Annotated in this window: 18 protein-coding genes and 1 pseudogene; 4 read left to right on the top strand and 15 right to left on the bottom strand. The window is 35.2% G+C overall.

What is annotated here, in order from left to right; translation table 11 throughout:
* Window positions 1–18 precede the first annotated feature (18 nt).
* The 14 genes and pseudogenes from BWI44_RS19660 to BWI44_RS19590 form a co-directional block, all read right to left on the bottom strand.
* Complete coding sequence (locus tag BWI44_RS19660; RefSeq protein ID WP_118448115.1) at window positions 19–1,029, bottom strand: glycosyltransferase family 4 protein; 1,011 nt, start codon at window positions 1,027–1,029, stop codon at window positions 19–21.
* A complete protein-coding gene (locus BWI44_RS19655) occupies window positions 1,022–2,182 on the bottom strand; it encodes a glycosyltransferase family 4 protein (protein WP_118448117.1) in 1,161 nt (386 codons plus the stop codon). Before BWI44_RS19655 ends, BWI44_RS19660 begins: the two co-directional genes overlap by 8 nt.
* On the bottom strand, window positions 2,179–3,234 hold the full coding sequence (locus BWI44_RS19650; RefSeq protein ID WP_118448119.1) for an EpsG family protein: 1,056 nt from the start codon (window positions 3,232–3,234) through the stop codon (window positions 2,179–2,181). The genes BWI44_RS19655 and BWI44_RS19650 overlap by 4 nt, the downstream gene beginning before the upstream one ends.
* Before the next feature lie 125 nt (window positions 3,235–3,359).
* Entirely contained in the window at window positions 3,360–4,487 is a 1,128-nt protein-coding gene (locus tag BWI44_RS19645; RefSeq protein ID WP_286816066.1) for a glycosyltransferase family protein, read from the bottom strand.
* A 222-nt stretch (window positions 4,488–4,709) separates the two neighbouring features.
* Entirely contained in the window at window positions 4,710–5,819 is a 1,110-nt protein-coding gene (locus tag BWI44_RS19640) for a DegT/DnrJ/EryC1/StrS family aminotransferase (protein WP_286816064.1), read from the bottom strand.
* 2 nt (window positions 5,820–5,821) lie between these two features.
* Window positions 5,822–6,484, bottom strand: a complete 663-nt coding sequence (locus BWI44_RS19635) for a PglD-related sugar-binding protein (RefSeq protein WP_118448125.1) — start codon at window positions 6,482–6,484, stop codon at window positions 5,822–5,824.
* Between the two features lie 4 nt (window positions 6,485–6,488).
* The gene (locus tag BWI44_RS19630) at window positions 6,489–7,382 is read right to left on the bottom strand and encodes an HpcH/HpaI aldolase/citrate lyase family protein (RefSeq protein WP_286816061.1); all 894 of its coding nucleotides are present in this window, start codon (window positions 7,380–7,382) and stop codon (window positions 6,489–6,491) included.
* A gap of 1 nt (window position 7,383) precedes the next feature.
* Window positions 7,384–7,842: a MaoC family dehydratase gene (locus BWI44_RS19625; RefSeq protein WP_118448130.1), complete on the bottom strand. Its 459-nt coding sequence runs from the start codon at window positions 7,840–7,842 to the stop codon at window positions 7,384–7,386.
* Window positions 7,829–8,257, bottom strand: coding sequence for a sugar 3,4-ketoisomerase (locus BWI44_RS19620; RefSeq protein ID WP_118448132.1), 429 nt, complete (start codon window positions 8,255–8,257; stop codon window positions 7,829–7,831). Before BWI44_RS19620 ends, BWI44_RS19625 begins: the two co-directional genes overlap by 14 nt.
* Window positions 8,247–8,654 carry a sugar 3,4-ketoisomerase gene (locus BWI44_RS19615; RefSeq protein ID WP_118448134.1) on the bottom strand — a complete coding sequence of 136 codons (408 nt, stop codon included), beginning with the start codon at window positions 8,652–8,654 and terminating at the stop codon, window positions 8,247–8,249. The genes BWI44_RS19620 and BWI44_RS19615 overlap by 11 nt, the downstream gene beginning before the upstream one ends.
* Window positions 8,655–8,656: 2 nt before the next feature.
* Window positions 8,657–10,120, bottom strand: a complete 1,464-nt coding sequence (locus BWI44_RS19610) for an oligosaccharide flippase family protein (protein ID WP_118448136.1) — start codon at window positions 10,118–10,120, stop codon at window positions 8,657–8,659.
* Window positions 10,121–10,333: 213 nt separating this feature from the next.
* Window positions 10,334–11,228 (bottom strand): annotated as a pseudogene (locus BWI44_RS22405) (IS66 family transposase); the annotation flags it as partial.
* Window positions 11,229–11,415: 187 nt separating this feature from the next.
* Window positions 11,416–11,904, bottom strand: coding sequence for a UpxZ family transcription anti-terminator antagonist (locus tag BWI44_RS19595; RefSeq protein WP_118448138.1), 489 nt, complete (start codon window positions 11,902–11,904; stop codon window positions 11,416–11,418).
* A 65-nt stretch (window positions 11,905–11,969) separates the two neighbouring features.
* Window positions 11,970–12,506 carry a UpxY family transcription antiterminator gene (locus BWI44_RS19590; protein WP_286816054.1) on the bottom strand — a complete coding sequence of 179 codons (537 nt, stop codon included), beginning with the start codon at window positions 12,504–12,506 and terminating at the stop codon, window positions 11,970–11,972.
* 831 nt (window positions 12,507–13,337) lie between these two features.
* Here BWI44_RS19590 and BWI44_RS19585 point away from each other — a divergent pair.
* The 4 genes from BWI44_RS19585 to ispE all read left to right on the top strand — a co-directional run bounded on the left by BWI44_RS19585 (window position 13,338) and on the right by ispE (window position 15,783).
* Window positions 13,338–13,505, top strand: coding sequence for a hypothetical protein (locus tag BWI44_RS19585; protein ID WP_227073402.1), 168 nt, complete (start codon window positions 13,338–13,340; stop codon window positions 13,503–13,505).
* A gap of 179 nt (window positions 13,506–13,684) precedes the next feature.
* Window positions 13,685–14,047, top strand: coding sequence for an SH3 beta-barrel fold-containing protein (locus BWI44_RS19580; protein WP_044535398.1), 363 nt, complete (start codon window positions 13,685–13,687; stop codon window positions 14,045–14,047).
* 31 nt (window positions 14,048–14,078) lie between these two features.
* Window positions 14,079–14,780 (top strand): DUF4373 domain-containing protein, encoded by a 702-nt coding sequence (locus BWI44_RS19575; protein ID WP_007663216.1) that lies wholly within the window; start codon window positions 14,079–14,081, stop codon window positions 14,778–14,780.
* Between the two features lie 172 nt (window positions 14,781–14,952).
* Entirely contained in the window at window positions 14,953–15,783 is an 831-nt protein-coding gene (ispE, locus tag BWI44_RS19570) for a 4-(cytidine 5'-diphospho)-2-C-methyl-D-erythritol kinase (RefSeq protein WP_195208880.1), read from the top strand.
* A 53-nt stretch (window positions 15,784–15,836) separates the two neighbouring features.
* On the opposite strand, the gene BWI44_RS19565 is transcribed toward ispE, so the two are convergent.
* Window positions 15,837–17,144 (bottom strand): alpha/beta hydrolase family protein, encoded by a 1,308-nt coding sequence (locus BWI44_RS19565; RefSeq protein ID WP_007663219.1) that lies wholly within the window; start codon window positions 17,142–17,144, stop codon window positions 15,837–15,839.
* Window positions 17,145–17,171 lie beyond the last annotated feature (27 nt).

Genomic DNA, 17,171 nt, shown 5'->3' with positions numbered 1-17,171 from the left:
ATGATTTAAATATTAACTCTATTTACATTCATCTGAAATAATTGCTTTGAGATCTTCCTTTCTTCTTTGGATATCATAATACAACAGTATATCATTATTTAGGATTGGAGGACTAAAGGAACTTATCTTCTCAATTAGCACAGAGAGTTCATTGTCAAAAACATTATCAATATCAAAGAGAAGTTGATTTGAATAGACAGGATTAGATAATCCTCCCTTACCAGAATGAATTAGGATACAATTTGCGCATAATGCTTCTAATGCAGCCAGCCCAAAGCCTTCATATTTAGAAAGCTGAAAATAATACCGACTTTGCTTCAAATACATTATCTTTTCATTTTCTGGGCATTCCCCTATCAGTTTAACAGAATCATTCAAATTTAGCTTTTTTATCAACGACTGAAGATATGAGGTTCCATCTCCTTCTTTACCAATAATAAAAAATTTATAGTGTTCAAATTTGGGTATTTCTCTTATTCGTGCAAAAAGTTTAATGGCAGTATCAATCCCCTTTCTTTGCACATTTTCTATGCTTCCCATCCAGCCAATGGATAGAAAATAATCCTTCTTACTTAATGAATTAGAAAAAACATCAGTATTAATTGCATGTTCTGAAAAGGAAGTTTTCTTAAGTGTTTTGTAACATAAACACTTCTTTATATTTTTTAAATCTGAATGAGATACTATAATACAAGATTTAGAAATTAGGTAACATAAATTGAATAATATTTTCTGAATAAGATATCGTTTAGATGAAGCATAACTTTCATCTAAGTCATCAATTCCCCCAGTAAAATAAGTATCTTTGCCATAAAGCCGTGCAAACAAAGCTACCAAAAAAGCTTTTCGATAGAAATAAGCAAATACAAAATCGTATTTCCAAAATGAGAGAACGTCAAAGACTTTGTTTGACAAGATCACAGTATATCCTAAATCCCTAAGTATATCAATATCTATTCGATAAAATTTTTGCGTATCAAACAACTTTTTTGAGGTTACGCTTGAATAAAAAAGCACCCTCTTACTCATATATATAACTTTTATTTATTAAGTCTCGATATAATTGTTCCCATCTTTTACATATCACGTCATGTGAATAGTTTGCCATTTTTCGCTTACATTCTATCCCCATAGATATCCTAACCTCCTCATAATCCATTAAATAGTTTAATTTTTCTATAAAAGACTGGCTATCAAAACACTCTATCAAATATCCATCTTTACCATCTTCAATAATATCAAGAGGACCACATTTACATTTAAAAGCAATTACTGGTAACCCAACACTCATAGATTCAAGCATCACCATAGGAAGACCTTCATATCTAGAAGGAAGTACATAAATCCCCCCCTCCATTAAAACTGAATTCACATCAGTAACGGAATCATAGATGCTAACAGATGATATTAAATCAAGTTCCTCAATTTTATCAAATAAAGCATCTCTCATCACTCCATTCCCGTAAATACTAAGCTTCCATTCTGGATGTTCAGATACAACAGCTTTCCATATAGGAAGAAAAAGATCATATCCCTTTTGATAATCCAACCGTCCTATAGAAACTACAATTTTATTCTGCAAAGGTGCCAACAATTCTTTATGATACTCAATACTGTTTGGCATGACTATTACATTCTTTAAACATTTTCTCCACTCTACTGCATCCTCATGAGTCAATACAACAAAACAAGCATACCTCGCCAAATTATGTATTATAAAATATTCTCTTACCTTATAAATTATTTTTTTTAACAAACCCCACTGTAATGCTTCACTTTGTTGAATATAGATATCTCTAGAAAAATGATGCTCTATGATTTTTATACTACCATCCTTAATTTTGTATAAAAAATCAACACTTTTAAACATAAGTGAAACTACTACATCTTGTTTATGAAGACATAGATATTCTTTTAATCGTTTCTTAAATAGTTTATTCTTTTTATAAAACACCAATGTTCTAGTAATTATGTCCCTGTCATCCTCCTTTGAAAAGTCTATATCTAAATCAACTTTAGTTACCATTGGAGATATATAATAAAAATATTCTTGCTTACACTGGTCAGTAGTAATAATTGTTACATCATGTCCTCTCTCAGAAAAGTAGTTAGCTTTATTGGCAACTGTGCGTTCCATCCCAGCTGAATTAAACATGCCAGTTATAAGATATAAAATTTTCATGAGAAAATTGATTTATATGGTAAAAATATAAAAGCATATTCATATAGAAATGAATAATACTGATAAATACAAAGAGTTATAAATATTGGATAAACAATAAACCTAAGTTGGGCGTTACGAAAAGCCCAAAATATATAAGGTAATAGCAATATCTCAGTCATAGAAAAATATAAAGATAATCTTCCACCTAGACTCCCTGAAAAAGATAGAAAAAGCCACATAAGTATTGACACAACATAAATATTCAATAGTTTTGGAAAAATTCTTATACTAAGCAGTGCATTTCTCTTCCAAAGTAGAAGAGATAAAATCAATAACTTATACATTAAGTATAATATACTAATCTGCGTTGATTCAGTAGATAAATACAAAGCTACTTTAGCACCTGCGACACCTAGACTATTTCCCATGACATTTGCTAATAAATTCATCATAATTCCTTGTATTGGAATATATACAATTACTGAAATAGCCACTATTAACACATAAAACTTTACACTTTTTAGTTTATCGGGAATAAAATATAACAAAATGCAAATTATAGCAGAGTAATGAAAAAGACTAGCTATAGCTACCCAGAATAATATTCTTTTTTCATTAAAATATCTCCATGCATATATCATTATTGAAATTGCAATTGCTTGTCGTATTTGTCCCATAGGTCCTAACAAATAATACCCTGTAATATATACAAAAAGGGATAAACAGGTATAAGGCGAGTATCGTTTTATTGTTCTTGATATGAAAATCAAATTAATAACCATAAACACAAATATAAACGATTCATATGATGGAAAACAATTACAAAGTAATAAAAAAAATGGTTCAAACTGACCAAATTCCCATATATCATTTGCCGTTATTGGGCTTTCAAATATTGCTGTATAAGCATTAATATCCAATCCATTTGTTTTAGTCAATCCCCCCACCCCTATAAAAAAAAGAGAAATCAATAAAAAATAACGATTAGATAGTACTGTAACTTTAGAAGTATATATAGTTTCTACCATTACACCTAATAGTGGTACAAATAATAATGCATTATAAATCATTTGGACACTCAGTTTAGAACTATCTATTGATTTTAGGTATTTTCATTGAACAACACTTATTTTTTAATTGATATTTATATCCTTAATAAAGCATTATGTTGTTCAACACTATTAATAATGCTGTGCTAAACTTGTGTATCTACGTATACACGAAACTGCTCTAAATATCTCTTTGCAATAATCATACAATCATGATTTTTTTCCACATACTTTCTTGACTCATGACCTAATTGGACTATAAGATTTCTATCCAAAATCAATCTTTCTAATTCTTGAAATATTTGCTCCTCATTTGGACAAATATTCACAACAGGAATATAATCTACATTGAATTCCTTTAAGTTTACAGGTTCATTTCCACTCAAAACAACCTTTCCCATAGCCATAGCATAAAGAGCATTCATCCCATAAGAAATACTATTACATTGATCCACCACTATATTAGTTCTTTTCATCAAATCCAAATACTCACTTAGAGGCATTTTTCCTTTTGCTATCACTTCCACTTTATTGGGGTATTTAGCCTTAAGCATGCCCATCGCCTTCATAATTATTTTAGTACCTTTAAAAGGTCTATTTATACCGTGAAATATTACAATACGATCAGATATTTCATTTCCAAAGTCCAGCTTACTAATATCTATAGGAAGTGGAATCGTAGGTAACAAATGAAAACATTTTCCATATAGAGATTTTCTATATGCTTCAGCATAACTATAAGTAACTGGTATTACCTTAGAAATATAAGTCTGATAATCATTATACAATTTCAGCTCATTTCTTTCTACATCCGGTGTAAAACGCTTTTGTTCTTTACCTTTCCTCCCCAACATTGGCATATATGAATCATAAACCACATCATTACCACATGCAGACAAGAAGATATTTGATGGATCCTGTATTAGAGAAATAATCATACTCTTCGAAAATAGAGGTTTCCATATTTGGTGCTCTTTTCTTAGAAAAGAAGAATTTATCACTAAAACAATATCCCACTTCTCTTGAGCTGATAATTTCCTAACTACTCTTTGTAAATCCAATGAGGCAAACAAAGAACGTAATTTATGACTCTTTTTTATCTGAATACCCAAACATCTATAGTTACTAACATTAATGTTTACGCTTCCTTCATCTTTAATCTCCTTAAAACCATCACCCCACGAAAAGACTAGTACTGTATGATCTAGTTTTTTCAATCCACTACTCAAGTTCTTAGCAAAAGCACTATATTCGCCAATTATTAAGATTCGCATTAATTATGATTTAATAAAATTATTTTCCAAAACAAAACCACCATTATTATCAGACAATAGATGCAATATAAGTTACTCCACTAAGACATCATTAACTGTTCCAATTATGGTAGCAACAATCTACACTAATCAAGCTTATTAGCATTCTCATTTAAGTAGATATGACAGTAAAAAGAAGACCTTCATACATGTATGGCATAAAATAATAAGGTAATTTCCTCATCAATTTTCACACTTCCAATTATCAATCACTTCTACCACCTTTTTAGCCTCTTCCTCTGTCATCACAGGACTCATTGGCAAGCTAAGTTCCTCATTATGAATCTTTTCCGTAATAGATAATGTAAGATGATTCCACTCTTTATAACATTCTTGTTTATGAGGAGGTATTGGATAATGAATTATAGTCTGCACTCCATTATCCAGTAAATATTTCTGTAATTCATCACGTTTATTTGTACGAATAGTGAAAATATGAAATACATGTGCATCCCAGTTCTTTATTATAGGAAGTATTATCTGAGGATTAGTAATATGTTCTATATAATACTTCGCCACTTTTTTACGAATCGCTATATCTTCATCCAAATGTTTCAACTTTACATCCAAAACTGCTGCCTGAACTTCATCTAACCGACTATTTCTTCCACAGTATTTGAAGACATATTTCTTTTGCGAACCATAATTAGCCATCGCCCGCACTGCTTTTGCCAACTCATCATCACTAGTAGTCACCGCACCGGCGTCACCAAATGCACCAAGATTTTTGCCCGGATAAAAGCTATGTCCAGCCGCATCACCTAAAGAACCCGTCTTTCTACCATTGAACTTACACCCATGAGCCTGTGCATTATCCTCCACCAATTTCAAATTGTACTTTTTACACAACTCTCCAATCTTATCTGTATAAGCACATTGACCATAAAGATGAACTATCAGAATAGCTTTTGTTCTTGCAGTTATCACTTCTTCTATTTTAGAATCATCTATTTGATAAGTTTCAAAGCTTGGTTCTACCAAAACAGGCTTTAAACCATTCTCTGAAATAGCCAATATGGACGCTATATAAGTATTGGCTGGGACGATAACTTCATCACCAGGATCCATTATACCCATTTCTATATAAGCACGAAAAATCAAAATAAGTGCATCCAAACCATTGGCACAACCAATAGTATATTTAGTACCGATATATTGCGCATAGTTCATTTCAAATGTCTCATTTTCTTTTCCCTGCAAATACCAGCCAGAATCTACTACACGATTAACCGCTTCGTGAATCTCATCAGAATATTTCTGAGTTATCTTTTGTAAATCTAAAAACTTTATCATAACTAATCCTCTCTAACACGTTTCATAAACTTAGCAGGTGTACCTACATGAATCTCATAATCCGGAATATCATGGGTTACCAAACTGCCAGCACCAGCTACTGCAAAGTCACCAATTTTTCTTTTCTCAATAACCTTTGCTCCCAAAGTGACATCCGAACATTTTCCTATTGTTATATAAGAACTAGTAATAGAACCCACAGAGAAGTGACATAAAGGGCCAACCGTCGTGTTATGACCTATTAAGGAATTGGCCATCATTAATGTGCATTGTCCTATATGAGATTGAGGGCCTACATAACAGTTAGACATGATAAATACCCCAGGTTCCAATATTGCACTTTGAGAAACAAAAGCTGTCTTATGAATGATTGTTGCAAAGCGTTCCTTAGGTATATCTACTTTTCTAAACACTTTTTCTGTCAAAACATTCCGACCAATCATGTGAATGCCCCACATAAAATAATACTCTGAATTATCCAACAACTTTTTTATATTATCAGTTCCACTTAAAACAGGATAACCACAAACCTCTTTCTCATAATCATTAACAAAGCCAACAACTTCCCATTCCAAATCATTAAACCGAATGCGATTATCCTCTATACATGCGGCTATGACCCCTCCATTGCCCTCGCCACCTATTATCACAACTTTCTTACTCATAACCCTATTTCTTTATATTTTTATCAGCATTTCGTACTAACTCATTTTTTTGTAGGATGTTATTAGCCATCTTTACCATTGGAGGACCAATAAACTTGTTATCTTTTACAGCAACCCCTTTACCTGCATGAATAGCTTCATTAGACAAAGTAATCATCTCTGCAGCCCATTCCACTTCCTCATTTGTAGGAGAGAAATACCGATGAACCAAATCCAACTCCTTCGGATTTAAGACAAGCATTCCTTCAAATCCCAATTTTTTAGAAATAACTAAATTTCTTTCCAGATCGTCCAAATCATGTACCTTAATATGAACAGTATCAATAGGTTGTATACCGCAAGCACGTGCACTCAATGCTATTAATGAACGTGCTGTGAAAATACTGTCACCTACTAAATCATGTTTACCTTGTAAATTAGTCACATAATCCTCACAACCGAAAGCAACTGCAACCACACGGCTGCATGCCATACAAATATCCTTTATATTCATAACAGCACCAGTTGTTTCTATTAAAGGAATTAATTTGAATGTTCCAATCGGATATCCCTTTTCATACTCAACAGTTTCAAGTAATTTACCAATAAAATAAATGTCATCACCTTTAACAGATTTTGGATACATAAAACCTGTTATGCCGGGAATTGTCAATTGATACACATCTCTTAATAATTCACCGCTCTCTCGGTCATTTATCCTTGGATAAACTGCACGGCCCTTAAAAATCCCATCCGTAATATAACGGATTATATTATCTCTTGCAGACTGTTTATCAATACCAGGAACTGAATCTTCTATATCAAGCAACAAAACATCTGCATTACTTCGAGAAGCACTATTCAATAATCTCTCATTATGAGCAGGGACAAACATTAAACTCCGAAATAAATGTTCCATATCAGCTTATTCTCTTTATTAAAACATTACGGCAAAAACTTATTACATTTTCTCCACGTTGATTATATCCAATAGTCTCAACAGAAACAATGCCTCTATCTTTTTTCGTTTGAGATTCACGTTTCGAAAGAACTGTTGTTTCTGCATAAAGCGTGTCTCCAATAAAAACAGGAGCTAAATGTTTTATGTCCTCATAACCTAGATTTGCTATAGCTTTACCGCTAATATCAGGTACTGTCATCCCAACTACTAATGAGAAGACTAAAGTACCTACTACCAAAATTTTTCCATATTGATTACTTTGAGCATAATCCATGTTGGTATGAACAGGATGATGATTCATGGTCAATAGACTAAAGAAATTATTGTCACTTTCAAATATAGTCTTAGACAACGAATGCTGAATTTTTTCACCAACTTCAAATTCTTCAAAATATAATCCGAGTTTACTTGCTTTCATTTTCTTTATATGTTATGAATTGTTTATAATCTCTTATATAATCTTTCTCATCATAACCATGAGAAGCCAATACAAGGCAGATGGAACCTGAAGAAAACCCTTGTTCTGAAGCCCAAATACCAGGAGGAATATGTAACCCATAGAATGGACGATTCAATAATACTGTACGCTTATTTATTCCATCATCTAACACCACTTCATAACTACCACTTGCAGCAATCAAAAACTGGTGACATTCCTTATGAGCATGAGCTCCACGGGCTTCGCCACCAGGAATATCATATGAATAAAATATACGCTTAATATCAAATGGAATATTAACATTACCATGAATAGGAGTTATATTACCTGAGCGATTTTCTATTTTAGGAAGTTCAATTATTGAACAACTGAAAACTGTAGTATTATTCCTCATTATATTTCAAGAATGATTGATAATCATAAATGTAATCATCAGCATCATAGGGTCGAGAAGCCAATACTAATGCCAATGAGTTAGTAGAAAAATTATTCATCTCCCGCCACAACCCTTTAGGAACATACAAACCATAATAAGATCGATTCAGCGAAAAGGTTTTTCTGTTCTTCCCATCATCCAACACAACATCAAAGCTACCGGATAACGCAACTATAAACTCTTCATTTTCTCTATAAGCATGCCCGCCTCTTTTTTCACCACCAGGGACATCATAAATCCAATAAGTACGGGCTATTTTGAAAGGTATATTCTTGTATTGCTCAATGATAGACAGATTACCTCGTTTATCCAAAATCTTGGGTAAATCTATTATTTTACTATTTGTAAGATCCATAATCAACTTATTAAACGTTTTTTTAATTCCCCAAAAGAATAAATACTAATAATAAAAAGCACAGTACAGCCGACTAAATACCGCACGAGAGCCGTAGGGTAATACACCTCAGATATAGCGTAAAAAAACAAGAAGAAGCATGTAAACAAAAGAACTTTTAGAAAAACTGAAGAATAAATTATGTTGTATCGCTTAAAAGCAACAACAGCAACCCAAATGAAATAACAGAAATAGCAGAAAACAAAAGCATAACCTATACCTAATAGTCCACCAAAAGCATAACCTAATAAATAGGAAGGTAAAGTAATACATTTGATTCCCATTTCATTAAACAAATAAATCTTGCCTGCTCCCTTAGCCAAGAAGACATAGGAAATAGCCCAAGAACCAGCTTTCAACATAGAACCCACTAATAGCCATTTAGTCATTGGTATAATATCTAAAAAGTCACTGGAGTATAGCAAATTAATTACAAAAGGCAGAAATACCACCAAAGCAATAATCATAGGTGCTAATATCAGAATTGCAATTTCACCCTGCTGATTTACAGCATTCATCATCTTTATATTATCACTTGACAATTGAGATAAACGGGGATAATAATCCTTTGACATTGCCGTAAAAACCAAGCCTAAATACTGAGCATTTATTGCCCAACCCGCTTCGTATAAGCCTGCATCCTCCAAACTACCATATTGTGTTATAAACGTTTTAACAATAAATTGAACCAAGTAAACAGAAATACTACTTAAGGCCATCAAAAACCCTAACTTTACTGTAGGCAAACCTATTACAAACGATTCTTTAAGAGTTTGACTGATCGTTACCGTTTTTACTTGCTTTGCATAAGAATAACTAACAATAGTTATAGAGATGGTTGACAATATCAGAGCATATACAATTCCGTCTTCTCTGAAAAAATAGAACATAGGAACAGAACAAAGGAAACCAATAGAAGCACCATAAACATTAGCTAACGCCATTGCTCTAAGCTTTCTTGTTCCCTGTAACAAAGCATAATGATTAGTGTATATACCTGTTAAAAGGACAATAATAGACAGTAAAGCAAAAGAAAAAACAAATTTATCAGAAGCGAAGACCCAACGACTCAACCAAGGAGCTAATGCAATGGTTACTAAAGCCCCCAATAAACCTGTCAATAAGACCCATCGATTAATAGCTTTAACTAAAGCTGAAAATTTAAACAAATTACTTTCTGCACTTGCAGCTGCTATTTCTCTAACTGCACTATTTTGCAACCCCAAGTTGGTTATAGACGAGAGCAAGGCTATAGAAGAGTTAAACAACCCCATTATACCAAATCCAGTTGTTCCCAGCCAGACTGCAATAAGTTTTGATTTCAGAACACTAATAACAATAGTAATTAATTGAACACCACCAAATAAACTAGTTGCTTTAAAAGCAGTTCTGTATCCTCTCTGTTTGTTTAAGCTATTATCTATCATGAAAGTAAGAAAGATAAATTTCCTAATAAAGCATATTAAAATGCGAGTAATTTTTCAAGTTTATTATTTTTTCATAGCCAAAACTATATTTTCAATAAATATGACACCTCTGTCATCTACCTGTAAGCGTCCAAAACATGGTATACACCTTTCAGGCGAGTGCTAGTAGGCACTCGTCACTTGTCTTGGATATTAAGTTTTAAATTGTTTTCACTAATTCGTTAGACATATTGTCATAGGAAGCAGGTTTTCATAATCCGTTCGGTCCTTCCTGATCTCCGTCATATACTTGCAGAAGAATGATCGGAAGCAGATTCCCGCCTGCTTGCAGGTTTCAATAAAAGTATTGTAAACTGCCGATCGCAAAGCACCTTTCGTACTACAGAAAAATAAACAGTTTTTTCTCTAAACGGTCAAGGGGCGTATCGTCCGTTCGGCAGCAAGATTATCAATTGTATATTCTCCGTCTTTGCGATAAACAAAAAGTTGATTCCAAAACTTATGGAGATAATTCAAAACCGTTCGCATTAAATCGCTCATCTCTTCTTCGGGTAATGCAAGCAAATCATAAAGCTCGCTCCGTAAACGCTCTACAATTCCATTCGTATAAACATCGTTACGTTTTCCCTTAGTCTCGGTTGCCGTCAATTTATCCGACGGTAGTCATCTTCACACTTATAAAGTTTAGCAATCTGTTCCAAGAAGAAACAGCCCTTTTCACAGCTTTGATGAAAGAAGATCACAATACACGATTTCCTGTTCACAAGGCACCACATATAGGTTTTCCTATGGCCGAAGTGAGTCTCTGGTAACGGCACCAGGTCTCATCAACATTCACATTAGCCCCCGACTCTAAAGCGATACTCTTCAAAGCAAGGATCAACTTGTTGAGTTGAACAGAACCCTTATCTGCCCAATTGACCAGATTCTGGCGGCAAGCATTCCAGTCCATATCAAATAGACAGTTCTTCGATTTGCCATAATCGGGAAAGCACATCTGATAACGGTTGAACAGGAGATATGATAATAAAGAGGCGGTGATATGAGTACTGGGAACAACCTCGTCATACAGATGGAATTGGCTGTCATCATCACAAGGAAGATACACTTCATAAAGTTGTTTTTAAAGTGTGCAGCAAAGGTAAAGACTAAACGAGAACAGGTCAAGACGCCATTTTTGGACGCTTACCTACCTTGCGATATCTTGAGGACATCGCTCAAAAATCGCTGATACTCGTCGGGCAGAGTGAAAAAAGAACTTTTTCTTCTAAGAAAAGACTTATTTGTTGTTTTTTCTACTCCTCAATATATTCCCACGGATAAGGATTATCCACCACATTCTGAAACTCCTCGATAGCTTCCTGTTGTTCGGAAGTGAGTGAAGTTGAAGTCCAACCGGCGATGATTTTACGGGCTTCATCAGCCAAGGGGTCATCATAAACTTCACCATAGCAGGCGGTAAGCAAGCGAAGTTTCAACAGTGAAGCGGGAAGAACTTCAAGAATATCCCAACAGCGGTTCAGGACTTCCTGAACATGTTCTTGTTTTTCACCATGGTCGATAAAGGAAGCGTTGTAACCCATCAGAAGAGCGAGACAGATATCAGCTTGCTCCTTGACCGTAGAACCTTGAACTCCGGAATTATATAAAGAGGTAGTCAAACGATAAACCTCACTGTTACGACGGAAAAGGTCATCGCTGTAGACGGGGCTGCCGTCCATACCCAAATACATCAGATCGTGCGCCGCACGCTGAAGCGTAAGTGTTTCTTCAGAAAGAGACATGTTGTTTATGATTGATATTTATTTATAAATTCTGACTTGTTGACTGATGTACAGCAGAATGCATGTTATGTCATGACTTCTATAAGATCCGGATGGATAGTGGCCAAAGCGACAGCGATAACCCCTTGTACTTCGATAACCACACGACGATCGCGTGCACCTTTTACTTTCAAGAAAAGCCCCTCCTGCCCTTCGAAATCACCACCGATAATACGAACTCTGGTACCCTTAGACAAATTCAGTTCATCGGGTTGGAAGTATAAGAGATGGTCGTTGTAGGTACCGGCAACAGCAATGAAACGCTGCATATCGTTGTCTGGGATAATTATTTTCTGCCCACTACGAGTATCAGTTATATATTGCAAGTAATTGATCTGTGATTTAACACGCTTCACTTCAGAAGGACAGGCATGAACAAAAACCAGATTGTGGATGACGGGCATCAAAACACGAACTTTCTTACCTTTCTTTACACTTATCTTATATTGCATCGGAATAAAGCAACCCAACTTTTCTTTTTCAAGTAGTCGCATAGCATCCAACTCCCTACGATAAGTAGCACGCATGGCATACCATATTTCGCTCTCTTTCTCCACTTCCATTTTATGATTATTTCAGAAAAGGGTGTTCTCCCGGGGCTTTGAATTCCTTGCATACACTTGAAATTCAATCATTTGCGAACGCTTTATGTAGAATATAGCAAGCTTTGCGTCCTTCTTGCCAACAGATTTTCTGCAGTAGTTCATTACCTTACAGGTAAAAAGCTATAAACGAACCAGTCACAAATAAAAAGTATCTTTTAGACGTTCGTTTAATGGACGTCAATTATTTTTAAAAGTGGGAGATGAAGAAAACAATAAAATGAATAGATGTTAACTGATATTTTTAGTCCCATTTTATTGCTCATAATCAGAATATTAGCATATAAAAGAAGTAATCACAAGAAGATTTTTTATCAAACATTTTGTCGTTTCCAAAAACACCTCTATCTTTGCGTCCATTAAACGAACGTTTTTTTAAACACCTTCAAAAACGAAGTTACCAATCTAATTTACAGCTATTTGAATCCAACAAAAAATTACATTCTTTTCACTTTCCTTCTCTCCATTATCATATCTGAACTTTATTTTCTACTTTTGCGACATTTTTAACTGTAAATATCAGTTAAATCCATAATTAAAATTTATGCAATATGAAAGATTTAAAAAAAAGAGAATCAGAATGGATCTGACACAAAGAAAAGGTCACATCAAGTTGTAAATCAGAGCACAAGCAGTAGTAGAACAGTAAGCAGAATTAGTATAGTCGACGAAAATTTACTGGCTGAACGGTATTATGCAGGTACAAAAACCCACATGTATGTAGGAGTTCTAAGAAGTTTCAAATTAGGCTATTTCAGAGGTCTAAATATTAACACCATAAGCGCTTTGGGAATGCATTTATACGAATCGGGTGATGGTTTAAAGCACGAAAAAGGAGAAGATACTTTATTGGAACTAAGCAGTTTAATGACAGAACTAAGAAAGATATGGGCAGTGATACAAAAGGAAGATACGGAACATATAGACCCCTATGGATATGATGTAAGGATAAATCATTGATAGTTTACTCCAAAGAAAGGGCATAACTTTGCCCCGTCAACCTGACAGTGGAAGGGCTACACCCTTTCACCCGGATGGTGTAGCCCTAAGCATAAAAGGGTGTAGCTATCCGGAGTAAAAGGTGTAGCCATCACAGTAGGTTGATTATTAACAATTTATATTCAACTAAAATTATTAAAATGGAGAAAAAGATGTTGGGTCACCAACCAAATCATGTAACGAAAGAAGAAAGAGTAGAAAATCTATGGAAAAAACTTATCAGGCAAGAAACCGATTTATCCGAAGAAACCATTGCATGGATGGCACTACGTATCCGACAGTTGACCGAGTACATGCCATACGGATGTGCGCTGATAGCCTACAGAAAACAAAATGGCGAATTCTACATGGCAAGAGGAACACTTATTTATTATGAATCCGATTTCCATCGGAAATATGATATTGAGCGCATCAAAAACCATGTAGCATACTGGGATATGGAACAGCAAGGATGGAGGACTTTCCAAATTGAAAACTTCCTGGAATGGAGACCGATTGTTTAAATGAAGAATGAAAAATTAAGAATGAAGAATTATGGATTCATATTTATTACATGATGCCAATGCAGGCAATAACTTTAAAATTATGATGATGATACAAAAAGAAGGAATGAAAGGATATGGCATCTACTGGATGCTGCTTGAATTCCTGAGGTTACAGAACGGATATAAAGCCGATCTGAGGGTACTGCCTATCCTGGCACAAAAGATGAGAGTGACAGTGACTACCTCGAAGCGAATTATCTACAATTATAAACTCTTTGAGGTAGACGATACAGCCTTTTCATCGCCCGGTCTTATCCTGCGGATGAGACCACTGGAAGCCAAGCGCGAAGCGAACAGAGAGGCAGGCAAGCATGGAGGACTGGCTAACCAACAGAAAATCAGAGATGCAAAGGCAAGCAACGCTTTAGCAACAAATAAAGAGAATAAAGAAAATAAAACAGACCCCTCTATATCTCCCCAAGGGGAGACAGTGAAGAATGAGGAGATTCTTCTTGTTCCTCCAGAGTATGCACTCAACAGGCAGACGCACAACTACGAAGGATTGATAGCAGAATTGGAACGGCAAAAAGTTGCATCCATAAAAGAGAAAAACGCTATTCTCAGACTGACGGACTTCGGAAGATTGGGAGGCAAAATTTGGAAAATCATCTATGACATCAACAATTCACCACAGATGAAGGCACGGATTGTTATGCCGGGAAAATATATCTTAAAGCTACTACAGAACTAGAAAATCTCAAAAAGGTTAGCTCTCCCCCAAGAGCAACCTTTTTACTATTTTCAAATCAATCAAGTTCAAACTGCTTTCTTTTATAAACAAAAATATCCAGATTTTGCTTTCTGCTTTAAACAAATTCGTATATTTGCTACATAAATCACTTTGAATATGGATAGAAAACACCATGATAACATTTCCGAATGCTAAAATAAATCTGGGACTGAACATTGTAGAGAAACGTCCTGATGGATATCATAATCTGGAAACAGTATTCTATCCCGTCCCTGTAGAAGATGCGTTAGAAGTCAATATATGGAATGAAAGCACGCAGAAGTTTCGTCTGCATCAGGCGGGATTAGAAATTGCGGGAGAAGCAGAAAACAACTTAGTAGTGAAAGCTTATAAGCTTTTAGATGAAAGATTCAACCTTCCTCCCGTAGATATTCACCTGTTCAAGCATATCCCTTCCGGTGCAGGATTAGGCGGCGGTTCATCGGACGCAGCTTATATGCTGAAATTGCTGAATGAAAAGTTCAATTTGAAATTGTCGGATGAGAACTTAGAAGAGTATGCCGCCAGATTAGGAGCGGATTGCGCCTTTTTCATCCGGAACACTCCAACCTATGCAGAGGGAATAGGAAACATCTTCTCTCCTATTTCCTTATCCTTAAAAGGATATCAGATTGTTTTAGTAAAACCGGATATCTTTGTATCCACTCGTGATGCTTTTGCGCAAATAAAGCCTCATCGGCAGGAAATTCCATTGAAAGAAGTCATAAAGCAGCCTATAGAGGAATGGAAAGAACGAATGGTAAACGATTTCGAAGAAAGCGTATTCCCCCAATTCCCCGCTATCAAAGAGATAAAAGAAAAACTCTATCAGGAAGGAGCCATATATGCAGCAATGACAGGGTCCGGTTCATCCGTATTCGGATTGTTCAAACCGGAATATAATAAATCTGTTAAAGAAGATTTCGGAGAAAAGGCCTTTGTATACCAAGGAACATTAAAATAAATAAAGGGACTCTTCACAACAGCATGGAGAGTCCCCCTATTCTTAATAACTTTTTATAATCCAAGAAAAGCATTAAACTGTGCAAAGATTTCTCCACAATCCCCGCGAGGTAGCCTGTAATTTACTTCTGATTTTTCTATTGGAATGTGAAATGGCGGAAAAACATCTCTCAATTTATTGGCTTTAATTTTATTGCCTGAAATTTGTTCGGCAAGTTTGTTTATATCAAGCGCATTGATTGGCCATTTATCATAGCAGTCAGAAGCTATTAATCGGGTACTACCCATAAATTCATCCCATTGCTTACAAAAAGTATCAAATTGTCTACAAAGATATTGTGCGATCCCCAAAATACGTGTATCATCCCAGTCATGAGTTCCGTTAAATACATCTGCCTTAAAATTCACTGAAACCTTCGATTCGTGATAAACATCTCCTACTTGTCTACATACTCGATAAAAGATATCTACCGGGAAGAATTCATCCGATTTTCCTTGCAGGAGGTACATTGGTTTAGGTGCAAAACACCCCAAAACCTGCCACATCTCCACTTTTCCAATAATTCCCGGAACAATGTTACAATGGCAATGCCGTTTCTCCTTGCGGGCAACATACTCGAACGTAGAAGGATAGCCAGATGAAATCAGTACAGAGAATTTTTCAGGTACAACAGATGCCAAGAATAGTCCCAGCGCCCCTCCACCAGAATTACCACATACAGCAATCTTTTCGATATTAAAATTTCTTTGCTTTCTTATCCAATTGAGCCATCCTATGGTTTCCATAACTATCAATCCCTGTACAGTCAGTCCACACTCAAAAACTCCGGGAGCGGAATAATGTCCCATGAAATGACGTTCACCCTGACCAATATTGTCCGGTACTAATACCGCAATGCCGCTGGAAGCCAAATATTCTGCCATTTTCCGATAAGCAGGATAGAGTTTACCGTTATTTCCATGCCCGCAAGCCAGCAATACAACAGGTAAACCTTTATCCGCATCATTATTGGACGGAATATACAAATGAGCTGCACCGTAACAATTATTCCACGAAACGGATTGCAAATGCTGCACTATGAAGTCCCGATTTCGTGTGACTCCATTTATTCGGGTCTTAATCACCGGAATCCATTCCTCTTTTATGGCAAGTGACTTTCGTACAATTTCCTTAATTTCCACTCTATCTTTCTCCAACCAAGGAAAAAGTCCGGGTAAATGATGTCTTGCCTCAAAACAACTATCATAATAAACAAAAAAATCGCGTAATCCATTTGTAAACTTCGAAGCCAGATAAGCTGGTTTTTGAGCATACCCCCAACCGGCAATCAACAAAAATAGAATTACTATATTCTTTTTCATAAAGTTGTCCGTGTAATTCAATCTTAA

Origin of the sequence: Bacteroides sp. Phil13 (assembly GCF_001940965.1) — a bacterium.
Classification (GTDB): Bacteria; Bacteroidota; Bacteroidia; order Bacteroidales; family Bacteroidaceae; genus Bacteroides; species Bacteroides intestinalis.
This window is presented reverse-complemented; position numbering and strand designations above follow the sequence as displayed.

Coding starts and splice junctions, on each gene's coding strand:
- BWI44_RS19660 (WP_118448115.1), bottom strand. CDS start 1,029: ATGAGTAAGAGGGTGCTTTTTTATTCAAGCGTAACCTCAAAAAAGTTG.
- BWI44_RS19655 (WP_118448117.1), bottom strand. CDS start 2,182: ATGAAAATTTTATATCTTATAACTGGCATGTTTAATTCAGCTGGGATG.
- BWI44_RS19650 (WP_118448119.1), bottom strand. CDS start 3,234: ATGATTTATAATGCATTATTATTTGTACCACTATTAGGTGTAATGGTA.
- BWI44_RS19645 (WP_286816066.1), bottom strand. CDS start 4,487: ATGCGAATCTTAATAATTGGCGAATATAGTGCTTTTGCTAAGAACTTG.
- BWI44_RS19640 (WP_286816064.1), bottom strand. CDS start 5,819: ATGATAAAGTTTTTAGATTTACAAAAGATAACTCAGAAATATTCTGAT.
- BWI44_RS19635 (WP_118448125.1), bottom strand. CDS start 6,484: ATGAGTAAGAAAGTTGTGATAATAGGTGGCGAGGGCAATGGAGGGGTC.
- BWI44_RS19630 (WP_286816061.1), bottom strand. CDS start 7,382: ATGGAACATTTATTTCGGAGTTTAATGTTTGTCCCTGCTCATAATGAG.
- BWI44_RS19625 (WP_118448130.1), bottom strand. CDS start 7,842: ATGAAAGCAAGTAAACTCGGATTATATTTTGAAGAATTTGAAGTTGGT.
- BWI44_RS19620 (WP_118448132.1), bottom strand. CDS start 8,257: ATGAGGAATAATACTACAGTTTTCAGTTGTTCAATAATTGAACTTCCT.
- BWI44_RS19615 (WP_118448134.1), bottom strand. CDS start 8,654: ATGGATCTTACAAATAGTAAAATAATAGATTTACCCAAGATTTTGGAT.
- BWI44_RS19610 (WP_118448136.1), bottom strand. CDS start 10,120: ATGATAGATAATAGCTTAAACAAACAGAGAGGATACAGAACTGCTTTT.
- BWI44_RS19595 (WP_118448138.1), bottom strand. CDS start 11,904: ATGTCTCTTTCTGAAGAAACACTTACGCTTCAGCGTGCGGCGCACGAT.
- BWI44_RS19590 (WP_286816054.1), bottom strand. CDS start 12,506: ATGGAAGTGGAGAAAGAGAGCGAAATATGGTATGCCATGCGTGCTACT.
- BWI44_RS19585 (WP_227073402.1), top strand. CDS start 13,338: ATGCATTTATACGAATCGGGTGATGGTTTAAAGCACGAAAAAGGAGAA.
- BWI44_RS19580 (WP_044535398.1), top strand. CDS start 13,685: ATGGAGAAAAAGATGTTGGGTCACCAACCAAATCATGTAACGAAAGAA.
- BWI44_RS19575 (WP_007663216.1), top strand. CDS start 14,079: ATGGATTCATATTTATTACATGATGCCAATGCAGGCAATAACTTTAAA.
- ispE (WP_195208880.1), top strand. CDS start 14,953: ATGATAACATTTCCGAATGCTAAAATAAATCTGGGACTGAACATTGTA.
- BWI44_RS19565 (WP_007663219.1), bottom strand. CDS start 17,144: ATGAAAAAGAATATAGTAATTCTATTTTTGTTGATTGCCGGTTGGGGG.